This window comes from Marinobacter sp., from assembly GCF_965229985.1.
Lineage (GTDB): Bacteria > Pseudomonadota > Gammaproteobacteria > Pseudomonadales > Oleiphilaceae > Marinobacter.
Map to the genome: position 1 here is coordinate 2,018,022 of NZ_OZ245935.1, position 23,618 is coordinate 2,041,639.

At 58.0% G+C, this 23,618-nt stretch carries 18 protein-coding genes; 9 read left to right on the forward strand and 9 right to left on the reverse strand.

The window, feature by feature from the left end; genetic code table 11:
- The first annotated feature begins 17 nt into the window (after positions 1–17).
- Complete coding sequence (locus ACO06L_RS09295; protein ID WP_202347842.1) at positions 18–1,271, forward strand: OmpP1/FadL family transporter; 1,254 nt, start codon at positions 18–20, stop codon at positions 1,269–1,271.
- A 60-nt stretch (positions 1,272–1,331) separates the two neighbouring features.
- Here ACO06L_RS09295 and malE read toward each other — a convergent pair whose 3' ends face one another.
- Both malE and ACO06L_RS09305 read right to left on the reverse strand, forming a co-directional pair.
- Positions 1,332–2,549 carry a maltose/maltodextrin ABC transporter substrate-binding protein MalE gene (gene malE, locus ACO06L_RS09300; protein WP_064227650.1) on the reverse strand — a complete coding sequence of 406 codons (1,218 nt, stop codon included), beginning with the start codon at positions 2,547–2,549 and terminating at the stop codon, positions 1,332–1,334.
- Positions 2,550–2,670: 121 nt separating this feature from the next.
- Positions 2,671–3,606 (reverse strand): D-2-hydroxyacid dehydrogenase, encoded by a 936-nt coding sequence (locus tag ACO06L_RS09305; RefSeq protein ID WP_064227649.1) that lies wholly within the window; start codon positions 3,604–3,606, stop codon positions 2,671–2,673.
- Positions 3,607–3,699: 93 nt separating this feature from the next.
- On the opposite strand from ACO06L_RS09305, the gene tmpT reads away from it, so the two are divergent.
- The 5 genes from tmpT to ACO06L_RS09330 all read left to right on the forward strand — a co-directional run bounded on the left by tmpT (position 3,700) and on the right by ACO06L_RS09330 (position 11,491).
- Positions 3,700–4,353, forward strand: a complete 654-nt coding sequence (gene tmpT, locus ACO06L_RS09310) for a thiopurine S-methyltransferase (RefSeq protein WP_064227648.1) — start codon at positions 3,700–3,702, stop codon at positions 4,351–4,353.
- Between the two features lie 402 nt (positions 4,354–4,755).
- Positions 4,756–6,678: a PrkA family serine protein kinase gene (locus ACO06L_RS09315; protein ID WP_064227647.1), complete on the forward strand. Its 1,923-nt coding sequence runs from the start codon at positions 4,756–4,758 to the stop codon at positions 6,676–6,678.
- A 33-nt stretch (positions 6,679–6,711) separates the two neighbouring features.
- Positions 6,712–8,007 (forward strand): YeaH/YhbH family protein, encoded by a 1,296-nt coding sequence (locus ACO06L_RS09320; RefSeq protein ID WP_064227646.1) that lies wholly within the window; start codon positions 6,712–6,714, stop codon positions 8,005–8,007.
- On the forward strand, positions 8,004–9,563 hold the full coding sequence (locus ACO06L_RS09325; RefSeq protein WP_064227645.1) for a SpoVR family protein: 1,560 nt from the start codon (positions 8,004–8,006) through the stop codon (positions 9,561–9,563). The genes ACO06L_RS09320 and ACO06L_RS09325 overlap by 4 nt, the downstream gene beginning before the upstream one ends.
- A 119-nt stretch (positions 9,564–9,682) precedes the next feature.
- Positions 9,683–11,491 (forward strand): alkaline phosphatase D family protein, encoded by a 1,809-nt coding sequence (locus tag ACO06L_RS09330; RefSeq protein ID WP_227716026.1) that lies wholly within the window; start codon positions 9,683–9,685, stop codon positions 11,489–11,491.
- Here ACO06L_RS09330 and ACO06L_RS09335 read toward each other — a convergent pair whose 3' ends face one another.
- Genes ACO06L_RS09335 through ACO06L_RS09355 form a run of 5 tightly spaced genes read right to left on the reverse strand, consistent with a single transcriptional unit; the run spans position 11,492 to position 17,015 of the window.
- Positions 11,492–12,850, reverse strand: coding sequence for a TrpB-like pyridoxal phosphate-dependent enzyme (locus ACO06L_RS09335; protein ID WP_064227643.1), 1,359 nt, complete (start codon positions 12,848–12,850; stop codon positions 11,492–11,494).
- A 38-nt stretch (positions 12,851–12,888) separates the two neighbouring features.
- On the reverse strand, positions 12,889–14,961 hold the full coding sequence (locus tag ACO06L_RS09340; protein ID WP_227716025.1) for a TonB-dependent receptor family protein: 2,073 nt from the start codon (positions 14,959–14,961) through the stop codon (positions 12,889–12,891).
- A 43-nt stretch (positions 14,962–15,004) separates the two neighbouring features.
- Positions 15,005–15,742 (reverse strand): LrgB family protein, encoded by a 738-nt coding sequence (locus ACO06L_RS09345; protein WP_202347843.1) that lies wholly within the window; start codon positions 15,740–15,742, stop codon positions 15,005–15,007.
- Positions 15,735–16,115, reverse strand: a complete 381-nt coding sequence (locus ACO06L_RS09350) for a CidA/LrgA family protein (RefSeq protein WP_064227640.1) — start codon at positions 16,113–16,115, stop codon at positions 15,735–15,737. The genes ACO06L_RS09345 and ACO06L_RS09350 overlap by 8 nt, the downstream gene beginning before the upstream one ends.
- 15 nt (positions 16,116–16,130) lie before the next feature.
- A complete protein-coding gene (locus ACO06L_RS09355; RefSeq protein ID WP_064227639.1) occupies positions 16,131–17,015 on the reverse strand; it encodes a bile acid:sodium symporter family protein in 885 nt (294 codons plus the stop codon).
- 215 nt (positions 17,016–17,230) lie between these two features.
- Here ACO06L_RS09355 and ACO06L_RS09360 point away from each other — a divergent pair, with 215 nt between their 5' ends.
- A complete protein-coding gene (locus ACO06L_RS09360) occupies positions 17,231–18,700 on the forward strand; it encodes a WS/DGAT/MGAT family O-acyltransferase (RefSeq protein ID WP_202347844.1) in 1,470 nt (489 codons plus the stop codon).
- 12 nt (positions 18,701–18,712) lie between these two features.
- On the opposite strand, the gene ACO06L_RS09365 is transcribed toward ACO06L_RS09360, so the two are convergent.
- On the reverse strand, positions 18,713–19,339 hold the full coding sequence (locus tag ACO06L_RS09365; RefSeq protein WP_014578194.1) for a TetR family transcriptional regulator: 627 nt from the start codon (positions 19,337–19,339) through the stop codon (positions 18,713–18,715).
- A gap of 195 nt (positions 19,340–19,534) precedes the next feature.
- Between ACO06L_RS09365 and ACO06L_RS09370 the strand changes: the two genes are divergently transcribed.
- Entirely contained in the window at positions 19,535–20,638 is a 1,104-nt protein-coding gene (locus ACO06L_RS09370) for a ferredoxin reductase (RefSeq protein ID WP_202347845.1), read from the forward strand.
- Between the two features lie 54 nt (positions 20,639–20,692).
- Positions 20,693–21,766 (forward strand): fatty acid desaturase family protein, encoded by a 1,074-nt coding sequence (locus tag ACO06L_RS09375; protein ID WP_202347846.1) that lies wholly within the window; start codon positions 20,693–20,695, stop codon positions 21,764–21,766.
- On the opposite strand, the gene ACO06L_RS09380 is transcribed toward ACO06L_RS09375, so the two are convergent.
- The gene (locus ACO06L_RS09380) at positions 21,756–23,591 is read right to left on the reverse strand and encodes a sensor domain-containing diguanylate cyclase (protein ID WP_202347847.1); all 1,836 of its coding nucleotides are present in this window, start codon (positions 23,589–23,591) and stop codon (positions 21,756–21,758) included. The two genes, ACO06L_RS09375 and ACO06L_RS09380, sit on opposite strands and share 11 nt — an antisense overlap.
- Positions 23,592–23,618 lie beyond the last annotated feature (27 nt).

Here is a 23,618-nt window from a genome sequence, read left to right on the forward strand (position 1 = left end):
TGATCAGGTATTTGCCCATGCGAATCAAGCTTGCCCTGGGAGTTGCCGCACTGACGGCCCTCTCTCCCGTGACCGCCCAGGCCACCAACGGCTACTTCAGCCATGGCTATGGCACCATTAGTAAAGGCATGGCCGGCGCCGGCACTGCCCTGTCCCAGGACAGCATTGCGGCGGCGACCAACCCGGCGGGCATGGCTTTTGTTGGCAATCGCATTGATGGCGGTTTCGAAGTATTTTCTCCGAGGCGGGAATACACCGTAGAGGGGCCGCTCTCTCCTCCCCCCGCGTTCTCATTGCAGCCGGGCACCTACAAAAGCAGCCGCAACGGATTCGTGATCCCGCACCTGGGTTTTAATCGGGAACTGTCGGATACCACAAGCTTCGGCGTTTCGGTGTTTGCCAACGGTGGCATGAACACCGATTACTCCGGTGAAAGCGGTGGGCCTTTTTACGCGGGCCGTACAGGCGTAAACCTCGAACAGCTTTTTATTGCACCCACCTGGTCCTGGGAATTCTCAGACAACCAGGCCATCGGCATTTCGCCAGTCCTTGCCTATCAGCGGTTTGAGGCGGAAGGCCTGCAAAGCTTCGCGCCGTTCTCTTCGGCGCCGAGCGCACTTTCCAACAATGGCACTGACGACGCCTGGGGATATGGCTACCAGATTGGTTGGCAGGGTGAAATCACCGACACCCTCCGCGGCGGCGTAAGCTGGCGCAACATTCTGAAGATGAACGAGTTCGACAAATACCGCGGCCTGTTTGCCGAGCAAGGCGACTTCGACATTCCACAAATGTTCAACGCGGGCATCGCCTGGTCCGGCATTGAAGATCACTGGTTTCTGCTGGATATCCAGCATATCCGCTACAGCGAGATTAACAGCGTGGGCAATCCGCTCCTGCCCAACCTGCAGACCGCCCAGCTCGGCGATGATGCAGGTGCCGGCTTTGGCTGGGATGACATGGCCATCGTCAAGCTTGGCTGGCAGTGGCAGCAAACAACGTCTCACGCGTGGCGGGCCGGTGTAAGCTACGGCGAGAACCCGATCTCAGACGAAGATGTACTTTTCAATATCCTGGCACCGGGTGTCCAGGAATGGCACTTCACCGGCGGATTCACCCACAGCTTCAGCGAAAACCTCGATGTCTCTGGCATGGCCTTTTATTCCCCGGCCAAGACAGTGACCGGTCCCAACCCGCTGGCACCGAACCAGACCATTGATCTGGAAATGTACCAGCTGGGCGCCGCGGTCAGCCTGGGCTGGAAGTACTGAGCCACGCCCAAGCAAGTATCCAAAGCCTCGGTATTCCCGGGGCTTTTCCATTCTGGCCTGTCAGTTGGTGACATAGTGCCGGCGAGTCCACCCCCGCATCTCATCCAGCCTCTGCAAACGCGTGGCGGCTTCCATCAACGTAGGCCGCACCGCGTCTTCACCACTGAGCATGCTGCTGAAGCGATGGGTCATCAGATCCCAGAACCGTTTCATTTCCGGAATATTGGGCATGATTTCGCCCCGACTGGCAGAACGAAACGTATGGTCGATAAACGGGTCTTCCCGGAGTGTGTTCACCACATCCAGATGGGCCACGGCTCCCAGAGGCTTGTCGTTATTCACCGCGTGGAGCCCCTGCTCAGTCAACAGGTAATCCTCCAGGAACTGCCTGGCGATGCCCTGGTTGGTCGAGACCGCACTGATCCCCGCTGCCAGAACACCCACAAATGGCCGCCCCGGCTCGCCGGTGGTGGTCGGCACATCGGCAATGCCCACATCTATGCCGGCATCCCGCAGCTCGCTCCAGGCCCAGGGGCCGTTAATGATCATCGCAACGTCGCCCGCCTTGAATCCTTCCATCATGGATCCGTAATCGGCATCGCCGGCCAACACGCCCTGTTCGATCATGCTGCGGATACCAGTAACCGCCTCAATGGCTCCCTCTGTGGCAACGCCGACGTCAGAAAGGTCATAAACAAAACCCTCGGCACCAAAACTGTAGCCACCTGACCCTGCCAGAATCGGCCAGGAAAAATAGACATTGCGGTAATCCCAGGAAATGGCGTCGATGCCCTGTTTCTTGAGACGGCGGTCCAGAGCGGCGACATCTTTCAGGGTGCGGGGCGGAGTCTCGACCAATTGCCGGTTATACAGCAAACTCACGACTTCCATGGCGATGGGGTAACCGTATACCCGCTCGCCCACCGACACCGCTTGCCAGGCGAAGGGCGCGATTGAATCGCGGATGGTTTCTGAAGGTTCAATCGGCGTCAGGTGGCCTTCATTGATCCAGCTGCCAAAACGGTCATGGGGCCAGATCACAATATCAGGCGCTTTAGCGGAATAGCCGTAATGGTCATATTGGGAGGTAAGATCGTCCGGCGTTTCAACGGTAACGGGAATCCCGGTTTCCTGCTCGAAACGTCGGCCCACCTCAGCCAGGCCATTGAATCCCTTGTCTGAATTGATCCAGACAAGCAGTTCACCCCGCTCGAAAGCCATCACCGGTTGGGAACAAAGCAGCGCGCAGCACAGAACTGCCAGTGTTTTCCTGAACATAGTGTATTGCCCTTTTGTTTTTGTTTGAGCAAGGGCAGTTTAAGCAGGAAAGGACAACAGCCGCGTCATACGGCTGTCATCATTTGAGGGCGGAACAGGGGGGCGTATGGCCGCGAATAGCTCAGGCAACGGAAGACAGATTGGCTGCAGTAATCCCAACAATCCGCTGCCGCGCCTCCCGGCTGGCCCAGGCCGAGTGCGGGGTAACAATCAGATTCGGAATGTCATCCGCCAGCAGGGGATTGCCGTTTCGGGGCGGCTCCTCGGTCAACACGTCAAACCCGGCACCGCCGATCTCGCCGGCGCGCAATGCGTCCGCCAGCGCCTGTTCGTTCACCAGGCCACCGCGGCTGGTGTTGATGAGCAACGAGTCCGGCTTCATCATTTTCAGTTCGCGGGCACCAATCAGATCCCGGGTTTCATCGGTGAGCAGACAGTGCAATGACAGCACGTCCACCTGAGGCAGCAGTTCATCCAGGGGAATCCGGGAATACCCGTCCACCTCTCCGGCCTCCTGACCCGGTCGGGCCCCGAGCAGAACCCGCATACCAAAGGCAGCCGCCCGCTCGGCCACGCCCTCACCCAGATCGCCGTAGCCGACAATACCAAGAGTGCGCCCCTCCAGTTCCATAATCGGATGGTCCATAAGGCAGAACATGTCACTTTTGCCCCAGCGTCCGGCCCGCACATCCCGGTTGTAATCCAGCAGCCGGGTGGCCAGCGCCAGCATCAGCGCCATGGTGTGCTGCGCCACCGTGGAGCGGCCGTAGTTGGTCACGTTCATCACCCTGATGTCGTGATCCTTCGCCGCCGCCTGGTCAATATTGTTCAAGCCGGTCGCCACCACAGCGATGGTTTCAAGCTCCGGACAGGCCTCGAAATGCTCCCGGCTCAGCACCACCTTGTTGACCAACACGGTATCGAAACCCCGGATGCGTTCCAGCACTTCATCCGGCGCTGTCCGCTCGTATTTTTTCAGCCCGCCCGTTACCGACTCGATGGGCGAGAGGTCCACATCATCGCCAAGGGTTTTGGCGTCAAGGAACACCGCTTTCATACTTTTCTCCTGAATCCAGATGGCCACAGATTAGGGTAGACTGAGATAAACGTCCAAAACTCAAGATGTCCAAGCAAGAACAGGGTGTGAAACATGGAACATGAATTCTGGCACGAACGCTGGGCTAAAAAGGAAATCGGTTTCCACGAGGGCACCGTGAACCAGTACCTCCACGACCACTGGCCGGAACTGGCCGGTAAAGGCACCGACGCCGTCTTCGTGCCCCTCTGCGGCAAAGCCCATGACATGTGGTGGCTCCACGACCGCGGGCACCCCATTATCGGCGTGGAACTGAGCGAACTGGCCTGCAAAGACTTCTTCGAAGAAGCCGGCGAAAAAGCCAAAGTTCATCCCGGCGAACCCTTCATCACCTTCAAACACGACAACCTGCAGCTCTGGTGCGGCGACTTCTTCCAACTGGTCCCCGATGACCTGAAACACGTCCGACTGGTCTACGACCGGGCCGCCCTGATCGCCCTGCCGCCACAAATGCGCAAAGACTATGTAAACCACCTGACCGCCATCATCCCCGACGGCACGAAGATCCTGCTGATCACCCTGGACTACGACACTGAAATCAAGGGCCCGCCGTTCAACGTCAGCGACGAGGAAGTGCGGGAACTCTACCAGGACGACTACAAGATCGAACACATCCTGACCAACACCCTGGCCAAGGATCATCCGTTTACCAAGCGAAAAGGCCTGGAAAACGCCTCAGAAAGCGTCTTCCGTTTAACCAAACTCTAGCTTCCCGGGGCCATCCCCCCGAAGGCCTGATCGGAGTGTATCGGGTGGCTTTCTGACAACGAATTTGATGTCTGAGCGAAGCGAGTTGCCAATTCGTTGTCAGAAAGCCACCCGGTGCACTCCAGCCCCCTCACACAGTCCCCCAGAAACCCCGCAAGCTACAAAACCAACACACCCGCCTAACATAATTTAATGAACCTTAACCACTCACCCACTGTCCAACTCCCCAACCGTGAACTAAGCTCAAAGTAAGCAAGCCGACCTCGACCAGATCGTGCACAGGCTTGTAAGTATCCATTCCTTCCACCCATAACTAAACAAACCGTCCGGACGGGCGGAACTGACTGCAACGGGGAAATTGCGTGAACTGAAAGCTGAAGATACAGCGAGCGAGGGCAATCTATGAGCATACTGCAGCACTTCAAAGACCGGTATGAGAGTACCCAGGAAGAAGAATACAGCCTGGAGGAATACCTGGAGATCTGCAAAAAGGACCCAACGGCCTACGCAACGGCCGCTGAGAGAATGTTAATTGCCATTGGCGAACCAGAGTTCGTCGATACCTCGAAAGATCCGAGGCTGTCGCGCATCTTTTCCAACAAGGTCATCAAGCGGTACCCCGAGTTTTCCGAGTTCTATGGCATGGAAGACGCCGTAGAAAACATCGTTTCCTTCTTCCGCCACGCCGCCCAGGGCCTGGAAGAAAAGAAACAGATCCTTTACCTGCTTGGCCCAGTGGGCGGCGGTAAGTCCTCCCTGGCAGAGAAACTCAAATCACTGATGCAAAAAGTGCCCTTTTATGCCATCAAGGGCTCGCCAGTGAACGAATCGCCGCTGGGCCTGTTCGATCCGTCTGAAGACGCCCAGATCCTCGAAGAGGAATACGGCATCCCTGCCCGCTACCTGAAAAACATTATGTCGCCCTGGGCTGTCAAACGCCTGCATGAATACGGCGGCGACATCAGCCAGTTCCGGGTTGTAAAGATGTACCCCTCGGTACTCGACCAGGTTGCTGTCTCCAAAACCGAACCCGGGGACGACAACAACCAGGACATTTCCGCCCTCGTGGGCAAGGTCAACATCCGCATGCTGGAGGATTTCTCCCAGGATGATCCGGATGCCTACAGCTTCAGCGGTGGCCTGTGCAAGGCCAACCAGGGCCTGATGGAATTCGTGGAGATGTTCAAGGCACCGATCAAAGTGCTGCACCCGCTGCTGACAGCCACCCAGGAAGGCAACTACAACACCACCGAAGGCATGGGTTCTGTCCCCTTCGACGGGGTAATCCTGGCCCACTCCAACGAATCCGAGTGGCAGACTTTCCGCAACAACAAGCACAACGAGGCGTTCCTTGACCGAGTGTACATCGTCAAGGTGCCCTACTGTGTGCGAGTGACCGAAGAAATCGAGATCTACAAGAAACTGCTGAGCAACAGCTCCCTGGAAGGCGCCCCCTGCGCGCCGGACACCCTGGACATGCTGGCCCAGTTCTCGGTGCTGTCGCGCATCAAGGAGCCGGAAAACTCCAGCATCTTCTCCAAGATGCGGGTTTATGACGGCCAGAACATCAAGGACACCGACCCGAAAGCCAAATCGATCCAGGAGTACCGTGACGCCGCCGGCGTGATGGAAGGTATGGATGGGCTCTCCACACGTTTCGCCTTCAAGATCCTGTCCAAGGTATTCAACTTCGACACAACAGAGGTGGCCGCCAACCCGGTACACCTGCTCTACGTTCTGGAAAAACAGATTGAGCAGGAGCAGTTCCCGCCGGAAATCCATGAGAAATACCTCAGGTTCATCAAGGAATTCCTGGCGCCTCACTACGTTCAGTTCATCGGCAAGGAAATCCAGACCGCATACCTGGAAAGCTACAGCGAATACGGCCAGAACCTGTTCGACCGGTATGTCACCTATGCCGATTTCTGGATCCAGGATCAGGAATACCGGGATCCGGACACCGGCGAAATTCTCGACCGCTCCTCGATCAACGAAGAGCTGGAGAAGATCGAGAAGCCAGCAGGCATATCGAATCCGAAGGATTTCCGCAACGAGGTGGTCAACTTCGTACTGCGCGCCCGGGCAAACAACGGGGGCAAGAATCCGTCCTGGCTCAGCTACGAAAAGCTGCGTTCCGTGATCGAGAAGAAGATGTTCTCGAACACCGAGGATCTGTTGCCGGTGATCTCGTTCAACCCCAAAGCGAGCCAGGAAGATCAGAACAAGCACAAGCAGTTCGTCGAGCGTATGGTCGATCGAGGCTACACGGAGAAGCAGGTTCGGCTGTTGGCCGAATGGTACCTGCGGGTTCGCAAGTCTCACTAAGTCAGTGACCATTCACTGAGCTGGAGTAACGCCATGGGAATGACCCACATAGTCGACCGGCGACTGAACGGTAAAAACAAGAGCGCAGTGAACCGGGAACGGTTCCTGCGCCGGTACCGCCACCACATCAAGCGTGCGGTGTCGGATGCGGTTCAGAAGCGCTCGATCACAGACATCGAACGGGGCGAGAAAGTCAGTATTCCGTCCCGCGACATCGAGGAACCCATCTTCCACCACGGCCAGGGCGGCAAGCGGGAGGTGGTGCACCCCGGTAACAAGGAGTTTGTGGCCGGCGACACCATCCCCAAGCCCGAGGGTGGCGGGGGCCAGGGTTCCGGACAGGGGCAGGCCAGCCCGGACGGAGAGGGCATGGATGAGTTCGCCTTCCAGATAACCCAGGAAGAGTTCCTGGATTTCCTGTTCGACGACCTCGAGCTGCCTAACCTCGCCCGCAAGAAACTCAAGGATACCGAGGCCTTCAAGTATATCCGCTCTGGCTTCAGCACCGAGGGGGTACCGGCCAAGCTGGATGTGGTGCGCTCATTGCGTGGCGCCCATGCCCGACGTCTGGGCCTGGGAGGCGCGCGCAAGAAGAAGATCCGGGATCTGGAAAAGCAGCTGGAAGCGCTGAAGTCGGCGCCGGAGGATCTGGACCCGGCGTTCAGCCACGAGGACCAGATCCAGGTTCTCGAGGAGGAAATCGCGCGACTGAAAGCGAATGTGCGCCGAATTCCTTTCATTGATGAAATCGACCTGCGCTATCGCCAGCACGTGAAAAAGCCGCAACCGGCCACCAGTGCCGTGATGTTCTGTCTTATGGACGTGTCCGGGTCCATGACCCAGATGCACAAAGACATCGCAAAGCGCTTTTTCATCCTGCTGTATCTGTTCCTCAAGAAGAACTACAAGAAGATTGAAGTGGTCTTCATAAGGCATCACACCAGCGCCAAGGAAGTGGATGAGGAAGAATTTTTCTATTCCCGGGAAACCGGGGGCACTATCGTCTCCAGCGCCCTCAAGCTGATGCACAAGATTATTGAATCCCGATACTCCCCGGCCGAGTGGAACATATACGCGGCCCAGGCATCAGACGGTGATAACTGGAACGATGACTCCCCGGTGTGCGGCAAAATTCTGGCCGACAATATCCTGCCCCTGGTGCAGTATTTCGCCTATGTAGAGATCACGCCGCAGGACCACCAGATGCTCTGGTATGAATACGAGAAGATCCAGGAGCGATTCCCCCAGAGCTTTGCCCTACAGCAGATCGCCGACCCCGGCGAAATTTACCCGGTGTTCCGCCAGTTGTTCGAGAGGAAAGCCGCATGACTAACCTCATGGACCGCCCCAATCTGCCGAAAAGTGACCAACCCAGAGCCCGGGAACCAATTTCAACTGGGTCTGAATGGACGTTCGAGCTGATCCAGAAATACGACGACGAGATTGCAAAATGCGCCGCCGAGTTCGGCCTGGACACCTACCCCAACCAGATCGAGGTGATCAGCGCCGAACAGATGATGGACGCCTACAGCTCCGTAGGCATGCCGGTTGGCTACCATCACTGGTCCTTCGGCAAGCAGTTTCTCAGCACATCCAAGGGCTATCAACGCGGTCAGATGGGGCTGGCCTACGAAATCGTGATCAACTCCAACCCCTGCATCGCCTACCTGATGGAGGAAAATACCCTGCCGATGCAGGCGCTGGTCATTGCCCACGCCTCGTACGGCCACAACTCGTTCTTCAAGGGTAACTACCTGTTCCGCACATGGACCGACGCCAGCGCGATCATTGATTACCTGGTGTTTGCCCGCCATTACGTCGCAGAATGCGAGGAGCGCTATGGTGTGGATGCCGTGGAGGAAATACTGGATTCCTGCCATGCCCTGATGAACTATGGTGTGGACCGCTACAAGCGCCCGGCGCCAATATCGGCGTCGGAAGAAGTGCGTCGCCAGAAAGAGCGAGAAGAGTACCAACAGAGGCGCATTAACGATCTCTGGCGGACAATTCCGAAACTGGACGAAGACGACGACCCGGTAAGGCGCCGCAAGCGCTATCCGGAAGAGCCCCAGGAAAACATCCTCTATTTCATTGAAAAGAACGCGCCCTTACTGGAAACCTGGCAACGGGAAATCATCCGCATCGTGCGGAAGCTTGGACAGTACTTCTACCCCCAGCGCCAGACCCAGGTCATGAATGAAGGCTGGGCCACCTTCTGGCACTACACCCTGCTGCATCGCATGTACGACAAGGGGCTGGTGACCGACGGCTTCATGCTCGAGTTTCTCCAGAGCCACTCGGCGGTGGTGTACCAGCCGCCATTCAACAGCCCGTGGTATTCGGGCATTAACCCATACACCCTGGGATTCTCCATATTTACGGATCTGCGCAGGATCTGCGAGAACCCAACAGACGAAGACCGTGAGTGGTTCCCGGACATCGCTGGCAGCGACTGGCTGGAAACCCTGCATTTTGCGATGAAGAACTTCAAGGACGAGAGCTTCATCCAGCAGTTCCTCTCCCCCAAGGTAATGCGAGATCTGAAACTTTTCGCAATCCAGAATGATGATCAGGAAGACGTGTACCGGGTAACCGCCATCCACGACGAACCCGGATACCGGGACCTGCGAGAGAAACTGGCGCGCCAGTACAACCTGAGTTATCGGGAACCCAACATCCAGGTATGGAATGTGGATGTGCGCGGCGATCGCTCACTGACCCTGCGTCACATACCGGTAGACCGCGTGCCACTGGGCAAGGAAACCGACGAAGTCCTGCGCCACGTACATCGTCTGTGGGGCTTTGATGTGCATCTGGAGAGCGTGGACGATGGCACTGTCGTGGAGGACCACCACTGCCCGCCCAGGGAAGTTGAGGAGGACTGAAACTGGAGCCTGGTGACAAATATGGGCCGGTACTGGCCGGCCCGGTTCTACGTCATGCTGCGCCGGACTCGATCGTTCTATGGCTGGTAACACAGGAGCCAGTCGTACTCGCTGTACGGATGTTTAACGGAGACCATCTGCTCCTGGACCGTCCGGTGGCCGATTCCGAGCTGGTACGGCTAAGGGTCGGTACCCGGGCCTGGCTGCACCTGCTGAGCATCACACCGGATTCAGCCCTACCCCGTGACACTCGACTGGAATACGACCTGGGACTGAACGGAGAGCGATCAGAGGCTCCGGAATGGATCCGGGGCTGGGCTCCGCACCTTTGCCCCGAAGGCCGGGAACGCCCGGGCTTTACCCTGAAGTCGAAACTGGATCGAATACTCCATGGCTCCTGCCGGAGACCCCACCATCCTTCACGCGATGGGCTGGTTCGGGTGGACGAGGAGCTGCAGAAGGCAGAACAGCTTGAGGACGTTCCGTCCCTGCTCCTGATGACCGGCGACCAGGTCTACGCCGATGATGTCGCCGGCCCGATGCTGCATGCCATCCAGTGTGTGATTCACCAGCTGGGCCTGTTCCAGGAAACGCTGGAAGGCGCCTCGCTAAAACACAGCCGAGAACTCACCTCGGTAGCGAATGCCTATTACCACCGGGATGAACTGCTGCCGGAATCCGAATTCAACGAGGACCTGACAGAGCGTTTTTTCGGCGGCGTCCGAAAACCCGTTTTCACCACCGCCAATGCCGGCAATCACCTGATCTCGTTTGCCGAGGTGATGGCCATGTACCTGCTGGTATGGTCGCCGAAACCCTGGGCTTTTGTTACCAGCGCCGAGCCGGTAGATGACCCGGACGAACTGGCGCGCTATCGGAAAGAACAGGCCGCCATCGACGAGTTCCGCGGAAGCCTGCCCCGGGCAGCCCGTGCCATGGCCAACGTACCCGTCTATATGATCTTTGATGATCATGACGTGACGGACGACTGGAACCTTTCCGCGCTTTGGGAAACAACCGCTTATGAGCATCCCTTTTCCCGGCGCATCATCGGCAATGCCCTGCTGGGCTATCTTTTGTGCCAGGGCTGGGGCAACCAGCCGGGCAATTTCCGGGAGCTGATCGGGCAGTGTCAGAAGCTTTTCGAGTCCAGCAACGAACAGCACGAGCTGGACAAGGCCATTCATGATGACCTGATCGACCAGTTGTTCCACTTTCAACACTGGCACTACAGCCTGCCGACATCCCCCCGACTGGTGGTGCTGGACACACGCACCCATCGCTGGCGCAGTGAAATCCGCCGCAGTCACCCGTCCGGCCTGATGGACTGGGAATCACTGACCGATTTCCAGCACGAGATCATGGGCGAGGACGCCGTGGTGGTGGTATCGCCGGCGCCCATGTTCGGGGTGAAGCTGATTGAAATGATCCAGCGGGTGTTTACCTTCTTCGGCAAGCCGCTGCTGGTGGACGCTGAAAACTGGATGGCACATCGGGGTGCCGCCAGCGTGCTGCTCAATATTTTCGGCCACCCCCGAACGCCCAGACACTTCGTGATTCTGTCAGGGGATGTCCACTATTCGTTTGCCTACGATGTACGGCTGCGCCACAAACAGAACGGCCCCCACGTCTGGCAGATCACCAGTAGCGGTATCAAGAACGAATTCCCCAACGCCCTGCTGGAATGGCTGGACCGGCTCAATCGCTGGCTGTTCGCGCCCTGGTCACCCCTGAACTGGTTCACCAAGAGACGGCGCATGTGGATCTCACCCAGGCTGCCAGAGGGTCGGGAGGCCGGAGAGCGCTTGTGGAACGGGGCAGGCATTGGAGACGTGCGGCTGGACGACGAAGGCGCGCCCACCGCCATCGGGCAACTGGATGCCGGCGGCGGGGGTACGGTTTTTCAGCAGCGAGCTAAAGACGACTGATCAGACGTTGACCGAGGGCAGCCCGGACAGCGCCATCGCCAGTTCCTGCTCGTCGTATTCGTGGTCACTCAGTTCACCCGCGAAGTAGGAGGTATAGGCCGCCATATCGAAATGACCATGACCGCAGAGGTTGAACAGGATCACCTCTTCCTTGCCTTCCCGCTTGCAGCGCAGGGCTTCGTCAATGGCACCCTTGACCGCATGGTTGGCCTCTGGAGCCGGCACGATACCTTCGTTCCTCGCAAACAGAACGCCGGCCTCGAAGCACTCCCGCTGGGTGTAGGACACCGCATCAAACAGCCCCAGTTCCTTGGCGTGGGAAACCAGCGGTGCCATACCGTGGTACCGCAGACCGCCGGCGTGGAAGCCCGGCGGTGTAAAGCCGGAGCCCAGGGTATGCATCTTGGTCAGCGGGGTCATGTGGGCAGTATCACCGTAATCATAGGCGTACTTGCCACGGGTCAGTGTGGGACAGGCTGAAGGCTCTACCGCCACAATCCGGGATTTCTCACCACCTCTCAGGGCGTGGCCCATGAACGGGAAGGCGATACCGGCAAAGTTGGAACCACCGCCGGTACAACCGACAATCACATCGGGCCAGCAGTCCGCCATTTCCATCTGCTGCATGGCTTCCAGGCCGATGATGCTCTGGTGAAGCAACACATGGTTGAGAACCGAGCCCAGGGCATACTTGGTGTTCGGGTCCTTGACCGCCAGTTCCACCGCTTCGGAGATGGCGATGCCCAGACTACCATTGTGGTCCGGAGTCTCTGCCAGCACCTTGCGGCCAAACTCGGTCAGCTCCGAGGGCGAAGCCACACATTTGGCGCCGTAGGTTTCCATGACCGCCCTGCGGTAGGGCTTCTGATTGTAGGAAACCCGCACCTGAAACACGGTTACGTCGATATCGAACAGGGAGCCGGCGAAGGACAGCGACGTGCCCCACTGCCCTGCACCGGTTTCGGTGGTGAGGGTGCGAATGCCCGCTTCACGATTGTAGAAAGCCTGGGGAATTGCAGTATTCGGTTTGTGACTGCCCGCCGGGCTGACGCCTTCGTATTTGTAGAAGATCTTTGCCGGGGTACCAAGAGCTTTCTCGAGACGATGCGCCCGATAAAGAGGCGCCGGCCGCCAGAGGTTGTAAACGTCACGCACCGGCTCAGGGATCTCGATTTCCCGCTCAGTGGTCACTTCCTGTTCAATCAAGGCCATCGGAAATAACGGCTCAAGATCGGACGGGCCCACTGGTTGCTGGGTTCCCGGGTGCAGCACGGCGGGCAACGGCTCAGGCAGATCCGCCTGCAGGTTGTACCAGTATTTCGGCATCTGGCTTTCTTCGAGAAGGAACTTGGTTTGCATGAATTAAAAATCCCTACTGTTTGTGTTGTTATCGCCCCTCAGAATACCCATTCCAGGCCCGCATAAAAAGTTCTTCCGGGACCGGGCTCGAAATAGCCCCGATCTTCCACCGGGCGGTTCGCGTTGGCATTGATCCGGACGTTACTGAAGTACTCCTGATCCAGCAGATTGCGGATGCCGGCATACAGGTTCAGGGTCTGGTCTGCAATCCGGAAGGAATCGCCGGCACGCAGGCCGACCAGCCAGTAATCACTCACCAGGGTCTGGTTGCTGTTCTCGGCGTAGAACTCCCCGACATATTGCCACTCCAGGGCCGCAAAACGGCCGGCTGATCCGCGCCACTCCAGCTCGTTCACCCAGAGCTGTTCCGGCAACCCGGGAATGGCATTGCCGCTGGCATCGTTGCCCTGTTCATCAACAAAGTCCCGTAATTCGTAATCGGCAAGAGTGAGGGCGCTGGTTACCCGCCAGGCGTAGGAAAGTTCCCAGGCCAGGCCCAGTTCAAAACCATTGCGCCGGGTTTCACCCGCGTTTTCGTAGAAAGTCTGGTCACCCACATTGAACGGCAGGATCTCGTCTTCCACCCGGATGGAGAACAGGGCCATATCATAGCTCAACCCGGCGCCCAGCATGCCGCGCATACCCAGCTCGCGATTCAATGCCTGCTGAGGCTCCAGCTCGGGATTAAAACCACCGCCGCTGGGGTTGGCAAACTCGGTAAAGGTGGGCGATTCGAACGCTGTGCCGATGGTGGCGTACACCTGGTGCCTGGGCGCCAGCTTGTAGCTGATGCCGGCAACACCACTGTACTCCCGGAAAGTCCGGTTGCCCGAATCATCCTCGCCGTCTTGCAGCCAGTCGTCGTCAATGGCCAGGCGCAACCGGTCGAACCGCACCCCCAGGGATAGGTTGAGTGCATCGCTAATCGCCAGATCGCCCTGGCCAAATACCGCCACATTAGTAGCGCTCTGGTTTTCCGCCTGGGTCTGGCCGGTGATATCGCCATCGATAGACACCGAATAGCGGCGCCGGTCATCGGACTGATGGTGCACATCAAGACCGGTAACCCACACCAGGGGCAACCCGGCGACTGCCGATTCCTGCTGGTACTCGGAGCTGATACCGTAAAAGTGCCGGTCGTAGGCCACCCGACTGCTGCCCGGGAACGGCAGCTGCTGGGCAAAATCCCGGCGGATGTAGAAGGTATCGAGAGTGAGTTGGCCGGGCAGGACCGCCGAATCTTCCCATCTCACGCCCAGGGTCTGCTGGTTTACGGTCTGGCTACTATCAAGCCTTTTGGCAAGTGCGGTAGCCTGCTCCGGATCCTCTTCCGCCTGGGCCAGGGTGAGCCCGCCCGGGTCTTCGGATTTCGGGTTGTGTAAGGCGTTAAACGTGGCTGTCACCCGTCTCCCAGAATCCAGATCCCGTGCGACACGGGCGTTGAACAGCGCTTTTTCCGCCTCGCTCTGCTCCCGATGGCCATCAACCGTCAGCCAGGAGAGCGTGGCTATGCCGCTGGTATCACCTTCAACGCCGTTACCCTGTATTGCCGCCTTGCGATAGTCGTCACTGCCGCCGTCAAGGCGAAGCCGACCACCCTCGGGAAGCTCATCACCCAACGCCGTGGAAATATCGATGACACCGCCAGCGGCATTGCCGTACTGAACCGACGCTGGCCCCCGGATGACCTCGATTCGTTGGGCCGAATCCAGATCAATGGCATCGATCTGGGACTGGCCGTCCGGGAGCGTGTAGGGGATGCCATCAACCTGAATGCGAACACCACGAATGCCAAAGGGCGCCCTGGCCCCGAATCCTCGGGTGGATAACCTGAGGTTCTGGGCGAAGTTGTAGCGATTCTGAAAGAACAGGCCCGGGACGGTATTGAGGGATTCGTCCAGTTGCAGACGCTGCTGGCCCTCACGAATATCAGGCGCGTTGATAACAGAGACCGCAGCGGGGGTTTCATACAAATCCCGAACCAGTCGCGGTGAGGTAACCTCAAGTACCAGCTCCTCCTCCGGGCCCGCGGATGACTGCGCCATCGAGGAAATCGAGACCGTAAGAGTGATACTCGCCAGCAACATTGCACAACGTGTACGTCTGATCAAAAGACCTCCGCTCGATTGGCGCCACCATCTCCACTCAAAAATCCTAAACCGGTAGCCAGGCCTCCAACAGATCAACCAGCCAGGGCACCAGCAAGGCCGTAGCGAAGGCAGAAAGCGCCATGGCCAGGCCGGAGAAGGCGCCCATCTGCGAGCTTACCTGAAACGCCCGGGCGGTCCCGATACCATGTGCGGCGACCCCCATGGCAATACCCTTGGCGGCATCGTCCCTGACCCGGATCCACTCAAACAGCTTGGTGCCCAGAACGGCGCCTGTAATACCCGTGATGACCACCAATACGGCCGTCAGAGACGGAAGCCCGCCGATTTTTTCAGAAATCCCCATGGCCACCGGTGCCGTTGCCGATTTCGGTGCCAGGGACATCTGGATCTCCGTGGATCCACCCAGAAGACGAGCGAGGCCAATGGAGCTGCCGGCGGCGATGACAACACCGCAGAAGAGCGAAATCGTTACCGGCAACCAGAGTTGCCGAAGCCTGGAAAACTGCTGATACAGGGGAACGGCCAGCGCCACCGTTGCCGGCCCCAGCAGAAAGTGGACAAACTGCCCGCCTTCAAAATAATCACCGTAGGAGGTGCCTGTCGCCAGCAACACAATGATGAGCATGGCCACGGACGTGACCACCGGATTGGCCAGCGGATTGGAGTTGGTTTTCAGGTACAGCCGATAGGCAACACCATAGGCCACGAGGGTAATCGTAAGCCCGAGAAGCGGTGACGCGGAGAGGTAAACCCAGATGTCTTTCAGGCCCGGCTCATTCATCGCCGCCCTCCTTTTCCGTGAGGGGCTTGGCAAACCAACGGGTAGTCACCTGCATGATCAGGGCGGTGGCGACCATGGTTATAACGGTACTCAGCAGAAGCGCCAGGGTTATGGGAACCCACTCGTCGGCGATGCGGCCAAAATGCGCCATCATGCCTACGCCGGCGGGCACGAACAGAAGTGAGAGATGGCTGAGCAAGGCCGTAGATGCCTGATCCACAGAGTCCGGGGCCTTGCCCCGGATCATCAGGGTCACGAACAGCATCACCATGCCAAGCACCGGTCCGGGGATAGGCAGGCCCAGCAGTCGGACTGTAATCTCCCCCACCAGTTGATAAACCAACAGCAGGGTAATGCCGTTCAGGAACTGCATAACGCAGGACTCCAGTCAGTTTTTGCTCTGTACCGTCGAAATGGGAATGATGCTCCGGCCGTACATGGCGAGAACAAAGCCGATCGGGAACATCAGCACCCCGTATACCGCCGCAGGGATCGACATGGCGCTGGACTCCAGCAGCGTCAGGGTGACCATGAGGGCAATCGTACCGTTCTTCACACCCAGTTCCACCGCAACCGCGAGCGATTCCCGCTGGGTCAGACCCGCCACCCGGCCGGCTGCAAGACCCAGCCCGATACCAGCCAAATTCAACAGGATGGTGGCCGGCCCCGCCTGCTTCAGAAGCTCCCAGATCTGGTCACGAACCCCGTACACCAGCGCCACAATAAGGACCGCCAGCACAACACCACCAAAGATACTCACAATGCTCTCGGCCTTGCGGGCAACTTCAGGCTTGCGGGTACGAACCACCATCCCGATGGCTACCGGGAAGAGCACGATGCCGATCAGCATACCCACGGTTTTCCATACCGGCAGCACAATGTCCTCTTCGGTTCCCATGTAGTGCTGAAGCGCAATGTTGGTGAACAGTGGCAAGGTAAGGATGGTGATCAGGCTCGCGCTGACGGTTAGCACGATGGAGAGCGCAATATTACCCCGTGAGAGCAGCACAAACAGATTCGAGGTGGTGCCCCCGGGACAGGCGGCAATAATCACCAGTCCGACGGCGATGGCCGGCGGAACCGCCAGCAACGTGGCCAGCATGAAGGCGATGAGCGGCATGACAAGGATCTGGGCAACGGTGCCGACAATCATCCCTTTCGGATACACCGCCACTTGGCGGAAGTCACGTATCGTCAGGGTCATGCCGATACCGATCATGATAATGAACAGAGCAATCGGCAGACCTGCCGAGATAAGCGGGCTGGATTCCACAACGCCTCCGGATGTTTTTGTTTTTACTGCGACCAACCGATGAAAAGTAGCACACACTGCTCCCTTTCGGGAGCCTTCAACGGCAACAGCGTGTAACGGTTAAACGCTGCAAAACCGGGAAGTTTCTGGCCGCAAGCATCGTGTCCCGAAGCAGTTGCAAGTATACTTGCATCAGACAATTAAAATACCTGGACACTCGTGGAGACACACAAGGAATGAAACGCCTGGGAACCCTGGATGCCTCTTGGCTGGCCGTAGAATCTGAAGACACCCCCATGCACGTGGGCAACCTGCAGATCTTTTCGCTACCGGAGGGCGCCCCTGAAACCTTCCTTCGGGACATGGTGACCCGCATGAAGGAAACCGGTGACGTAGCACCTCCCTGGGGTTACAAGCTTGCCTGGTCCGGATTGCTGGGTCGGGTGCTGGCCCCGGCATGGAAAGTCGACAAGAAAATCGACCTGGACTACCACGTGCGTCACTCCGCGCTGCCCCGCCCCGGCGGTGAACGGGAACTGGGTATTCTGGTATCGCGACTGCACTCCAACCCCCTGGATTTTGCCCGCCCGCTCTGGGAATGCCACGTTATCGAAGGGCTGGAAAACAACCGGTTTGCGCTTTATACCAAGATGCATCATTCCATGATTGACGGCATCAGCGGTGTGCGCCTGATGCAACGGGTGCTGACGACAGATCCAGATAAAAGGGATATGCCGCCACCCTGGTCGGTGCGTCCGGAGCGTCGTCGCGGCAGCAAATCCGACTCCGAGGCCAGCGTGCCCGGCGCAGTTTCACAGGCCATGGAGGCGCTGAAGTTGCAAGCCGACATGGCGCCACGACTATGGCAGGCAGGCAACCGGCTGGTGCATTCTGTTCGCCATCCCGAGGATGGCCTCACCGCGCCGTTTACCGGGCCCGTTTCCAAGATCAATCACCGGGTCACCGGCCAGCGCCGGTTCGCCACCCAGCACTACCAGTTGGACCGGATCAAGGAGCTTGCCCATATATCCGGCGGCTCCCTGAATGACATTGTCCTGTATCTTTGCGGCACCGCCCTCCGGCGTTTTCTGCTGGAACAGGATGAACTGCCGGACACCCCACTCACGGCCGGCATCCCGGTCAATATTCGGCCGTCTGATGACCAGGGTGTGGGCACCCAGATCAGCTTCATGATCGCTTCCCTGGCAACCGACGAGGCGGATCCGCTAACCCGCCTCCAGAACATCAAGTCCTCCACCCGCAGGGCAAAAGAGCATCTCCAGAAGTTGCCTAAAAGCGCTCTGACCCAGTACACCATGCTGTTGATGTCGCCCTACATCCTGCAACTGATGTCCGGCCTGGGTGGAAGGATGCGGCCGGTATTCAATGTCACGATTTCCAATGTGCCAGGGCCCCAGAGAACCCTCTACTACGAGGGTGCGAAACTGGAAGCCATGTACCCGGTGTCCCTGATTGCCCACGGGGGCGCACTGAACATTACCTGCCTCAGCTATGACGGCTCACTGAACTTCGGGTACACGGGTTGCCGGGACACCCTGCCAAGCATGCAGAGGCTGGCTGTCTATACCGGCGAGGCACTGGACGAACTGGAAAGCCTGGTTCTACCGCCAAAGGCCAAGGCAAAGACTGCGGACAAGCCCAAGACGCCACGAAAGCCGGCGACGAGAAAAAGTAAAGCGGACTGATCGAGCAGACGATCAGCCCGCGCTTTGCCAGTGGGCAGCACCCACGAAGATCAGTTGAAGGAAGCGGGTGGTCCGCTTCCGGATCTGCTCAATCTGATAGTCGTCATCGGCTGATACACCGAGCAGATCGGTCAGGCTGAAGGCAACACTTCGCACCACCAGATCACAGGTCATGTCCAGATCCTGGTCGGTCAGGTGGTCCACCAGCCTCAATCGGCGCAGATCGTTGGCAAGCTCACTGGCAAAGAAACGCATCTCACTGCGAATGCCTTCCTGCACGGCCCGGCTCTCACCCGCCAACCCCTGAGCCATAAACAGGAAAAAACTCCGGTTGGCCTGGGCGTGACTAATAAAGATGGCCACCGATTCCTCGATCAGTTTGTCCGCCTGCAACACATTCGCCCGGGCCTCTCGCATCATCCTGCGCAGCACCAGTCCCAGCTCATCCACCAGCTGAAGCCCCAGATCGTCCATATTGCGGAAATGCCGATAAAACGAGGTTGGTACCACACCTGCCTGACGAGTCACTTCCCGGATACCAAGACTGGCGAAATGCCGCCCCTTGCCTACCAGCGTCAACGCCGCAGTCATCAGTTTCTCACGGGTTTCACCGGGCTTTCTTCGTTGTTTTTCCGCCATCTTGTGTCTGTACCGTCTGCCGTCAACCAAGGTTCACAAGTGTACACATCCAAAAAAATAAAAGTACAGAATGCTTGTCATTTTGAGCCATTACCAGTCGGACCGTTGTAGTCGGAGACATCCGTGTGTACATTCGTACACATTAGTGAACACTTGTACACACGGATAACCGAAAGCCTCAGGGAGGCACCCAGTATGTTAGCGAGACACACCCAGCATAAAGCCCTGCAATGGCTTGGCAGGCAGCTGTTCAACCGGAACGATCCAGAGGCATTTTTCGACCCTCTGATCGAACGCATCAACCCTATGTGGGTACAAGAGTACACACCGGCCCGGGTCGAGCAGATCCTCTCTGAGACCAGGGACACCAAAACCCTGGTTCTGAAGCCGGCCCGACGCTGGTCCGGCTTTCGCGCGGGTCAGCATGTGAACATCTGTGTTGAAGTTGACGGAATCCGCCGCAACCGTACATTCAGTCTCTCAAGCTCACCCTTGCTCTGGCAGGAGCAGGGACGGGTCACGCTGACCATCAAACGCCTTCCCGGCGGGTTGGTGACCAACTGGCTCCACGATCACCTTCAAACCGGTGCAGTCATCGGTTTGGGCGAGGCCTTTGGCGACTTTCAGATACCAGAACCGGCCCAGCCGGTCCTGTTCATCGCCGGCGGCAGTGGCATCACGCCGGTGCTGAGCCAGCTTGAAACCATGGCGGCGCTGGATTACCGGGCACCGGTGACATTGCTGTATTTCGTTCGAACCAGTGATGACGTTATTGCCCGGGAAAAGCTGCTGGCCCTGGAGACACGCTACAGCGCCCTGACGCTTAATATCATTGCCACCAACGAGTCAAAAGAACCTCGCTATCTGCGCGACCAGGATCTGGACGCGGTACCGGGCATCAAGGCACGGCAGGTCTATCTATGCGGCCCAAAGGGACTGATGGATCTGGCCCAGGATCTTCTCTACAAACGAGGCTTTGCTGATTCGGATATCCACAGCACTTTCTTCTCCGCTCCAAGCGCCAATCTGGATAACGAAACGCTCGGTGGTGAGGTTCAGTTTGAAGGCAGCCAGCTCGAAGTCGATTCCGAAGGCAATGCCACCTTGCTGGAAATCGCCGAGGCCGCCGGCCTGACCCCGCGCCACGGCTGCCGCATGGGTATTTGCCACCAATGCAGTTGCCGGAAAACCACGGGGACCGTGATCAACCGCCTGACCGGAAAAGCCTCTGGCCCCGGTGACGAGAACATCCAGCTTTGTATCTCCGTCCCCCGGGGCCCGGTGTCACTGGACCTTTAGAAATTAACACCCGATTTCATCGCGGAGCCCCATTGCTCCGCAGGGAGTATTACCATGAAAAAGATGACCGAAGCGCAACTCGCAGAACTTGAAACCGATCTGAACGCGATCCGGGATGAGGTGATTGCAGACCTCGGTGAACGGGACGCGCGATACATCCGGCGGATGGTCCGACTGCACCGGAGTCTCGAAGCGGGCGGCCGGATCATGATGCCGTTCGGGTTCCTGCCGCCGGTGTTCGTTGCCGCCACCGCAACCCTGGGCATTGCCAAGATTCTGGAGAATATGGAGATCGGCCATAATGTCATGCACGGCCAGTATGACTGGATGAACGACCCGAGCCTGCACTCCCAGACCTACGAGTGGGATACCGTATGTACCGGCGACTCCTGGCGCCGCACCCACAATTACGAGCACCACACCTACACCAACATCATCGGAAAGGACCGCGACTATGGCTACGCCGTGCTGCGACTTACTGATGACGAGCCCTGGAAACCCTGGCACGCGCTGCAGTTCATCAACTACATCTTGCTGAGTGTATTTTTCCAGTGGGGCGTGGGACTGCATGAACTTGAAACCGAAAAACTGCGCAGCCGGGAAATTAGCTGGCGTGAAAAGCTTCCCTTTCTGAAAGAGTTCGCCCGCAAGGGCGGCCGACAGGCGTTCAAGGACTACGTTTTCTTCCCTCTGCTCACCTTTCCGGTGGCTCCAATTGTTCTGGCGGGGAACGTGGGCGCCAACCTGATCCGCAATCTCTGGTCATCCACGGTAATTTTCTGTGGCCACTTTACCCAGGATGCGGAAACCTTCACTGAGGAGGAATGCGAGGGTGAGAGCAAGGGCCACTGGTATTTGCGCCAGCTCACCGGGTCTTCGAACTTCACCGGGGGCCGCTGGCTGCATATTCTGAGCGGGCATTTGAGCTATCAGGTGGAGCACCATGTGTTCCCGGACCTGCCCGCACACCGGTATCCGGAGATTTCCGGGAAGGTACAGGCCGTGTGTCGAAAGCACGGCATTCACTACAACACCGGCAGTTTTGCGAAGCAGTACGGCACGGTGGTGAAACGGATACTCCGTCATTCCCTGCCAGAGCGCCTCACCGGCAACGCCACTACGGCATAGCGGGCTCCAACCGGTCCGAGGGCCGCTCTCCCGGCGACCGGAACGTCACCTGGTTCCTGCCGGCCTGCTTGGAGGTGTAGAGGGCATCATCCGCAGCCGCAATCAGCTCGCTCGGCTCCACGAAAAGCCCGCCTGGAGCCGTCGCGACACCGATACTGACGGTTACCGGTACCGGCTGCTGCTCCCATTCAAAGCGAAGCTCACGCTCAACCATCGTGCGGAGCTTGTCGGCCAGGGCACGGGAGCCGGCGGCATCGGTATAGGGAAGAATAATGGTGAATTCCTCGCCTCCATAGCGGGCGACGATATCGGTCTCCCGCCTGACAACAGTCATCAGGACATCTGCCAGACGACGCAGGCAGGCATCCCCCGCCTGATGGCCGAGGTTATCATTGAGCAGTTTGAAATGATCAACATCAATCATGATCAGAGACAGGGCCCCCTGACGTCGGCTGCGGGCAGCCTCCTCGGCCAGACGGGCATCGAAATAACGGCGATTGAAAACTCCGGTCAATCCGTCTGTTGAGCTCAGGGCCTCCAGTTGCTGGTTGACGGACTCCAGTTCTGAGGTTCGCTCAGCGACCCTGGACTCCAGCTTCTCATTCATTTCCCGCTGGATTCTCTGGGTTTCCATGGACATGTGCCTGAGGCGATCCGCCAGAGCGATGGACAGCAGAATGACTTCGAAGGCCGACCCAATCTGGATCCCGAACTCGGTAACAAAGTTGGCCGGAACAATCGCAAAGGTCTTAAGCGTATATAAAAGCATCCCGGACAGGAGGGCCGTCCAGGCCACCATGAAATACCGTGCTGGACGGAACCTGCGATAGAGGCACAGGCCACCCGCAAGAATGACGAAACCTACCGAAATGGCGGCCATAAATGTGTTCAACCGAATGACAGGACCATAGTCCGGCCACATCAGAGCGCCAGCTCCGGCAACCACGAAAAAGGCCATAAGCCCCACGAAAACCCGCTCAAGACGGGGCGCATTCTCCTTGAGCGCCAGGAACGACCGGGAAAAGCCGAGAACGCAGAACATGCCGGCAGCAATCAGGAACGCGACTGCACGGTTGTTCCACCATGGCGAATCCGGCCAAAGGTGTTCAAACGCCAGTCCATTGAGAGTGAACTGCAGCAGGCCATAGGACAGGATATAAGACACGTACCAAAGGTAGTTAGTGTCCCTGAAGGAAATGAAGATCAGGAAGTTAAAAATCGCCATGGCCACGAGAAGCCCGTAATAGAGCCCCAGCAGGAACCTTTCCTGATGGTCCGTCGCGCTGAAGTTGTCGGAATGCCACAGGAGCGTGCGCATCTGGACAGCACCCGAAGTCCTGACTCGGAAGAAGAGATCGGCGCTCTGCCCGGTCGGCAGCGTCAGCAGAAAATTGATGTTGTGATGATCCCTGGGGCGTTGCCAGAAAGGTATTGAGTCGCCGGCTATCTGCCGGCCAATATTCCCGTCTTCCCAAACGATGAAGAGTTCCATTTCATCGATGATCGGATAGAGGCCTTCAATTACCCATCGATCATTCGGACTCGATCTGTTGAAAACCCGGGTATGAAACCAGTAAGTGGAATCGGTGAAGCCAAAGTTATAGGCGTCGTCCGGAACACCTTTAGACCCGATTCTCGGCCATCGTTTGACGATCTGGGAAATATTGAGGCTGGAGGATGGATCCTCGTAGTAGCTTAAATGCCGGGAAATATCGAGCCTGCCGCTGTCTTCGCTCAGTACAACGGGAAAACTGTCCGGTGTTCCGGTTGCAGACGCCCCTGCCGAACACAGCGCCAGCAACACCAGCAAGGCAATATGAATCAAACCGGCCCCGACAACTGTTATTGTAAT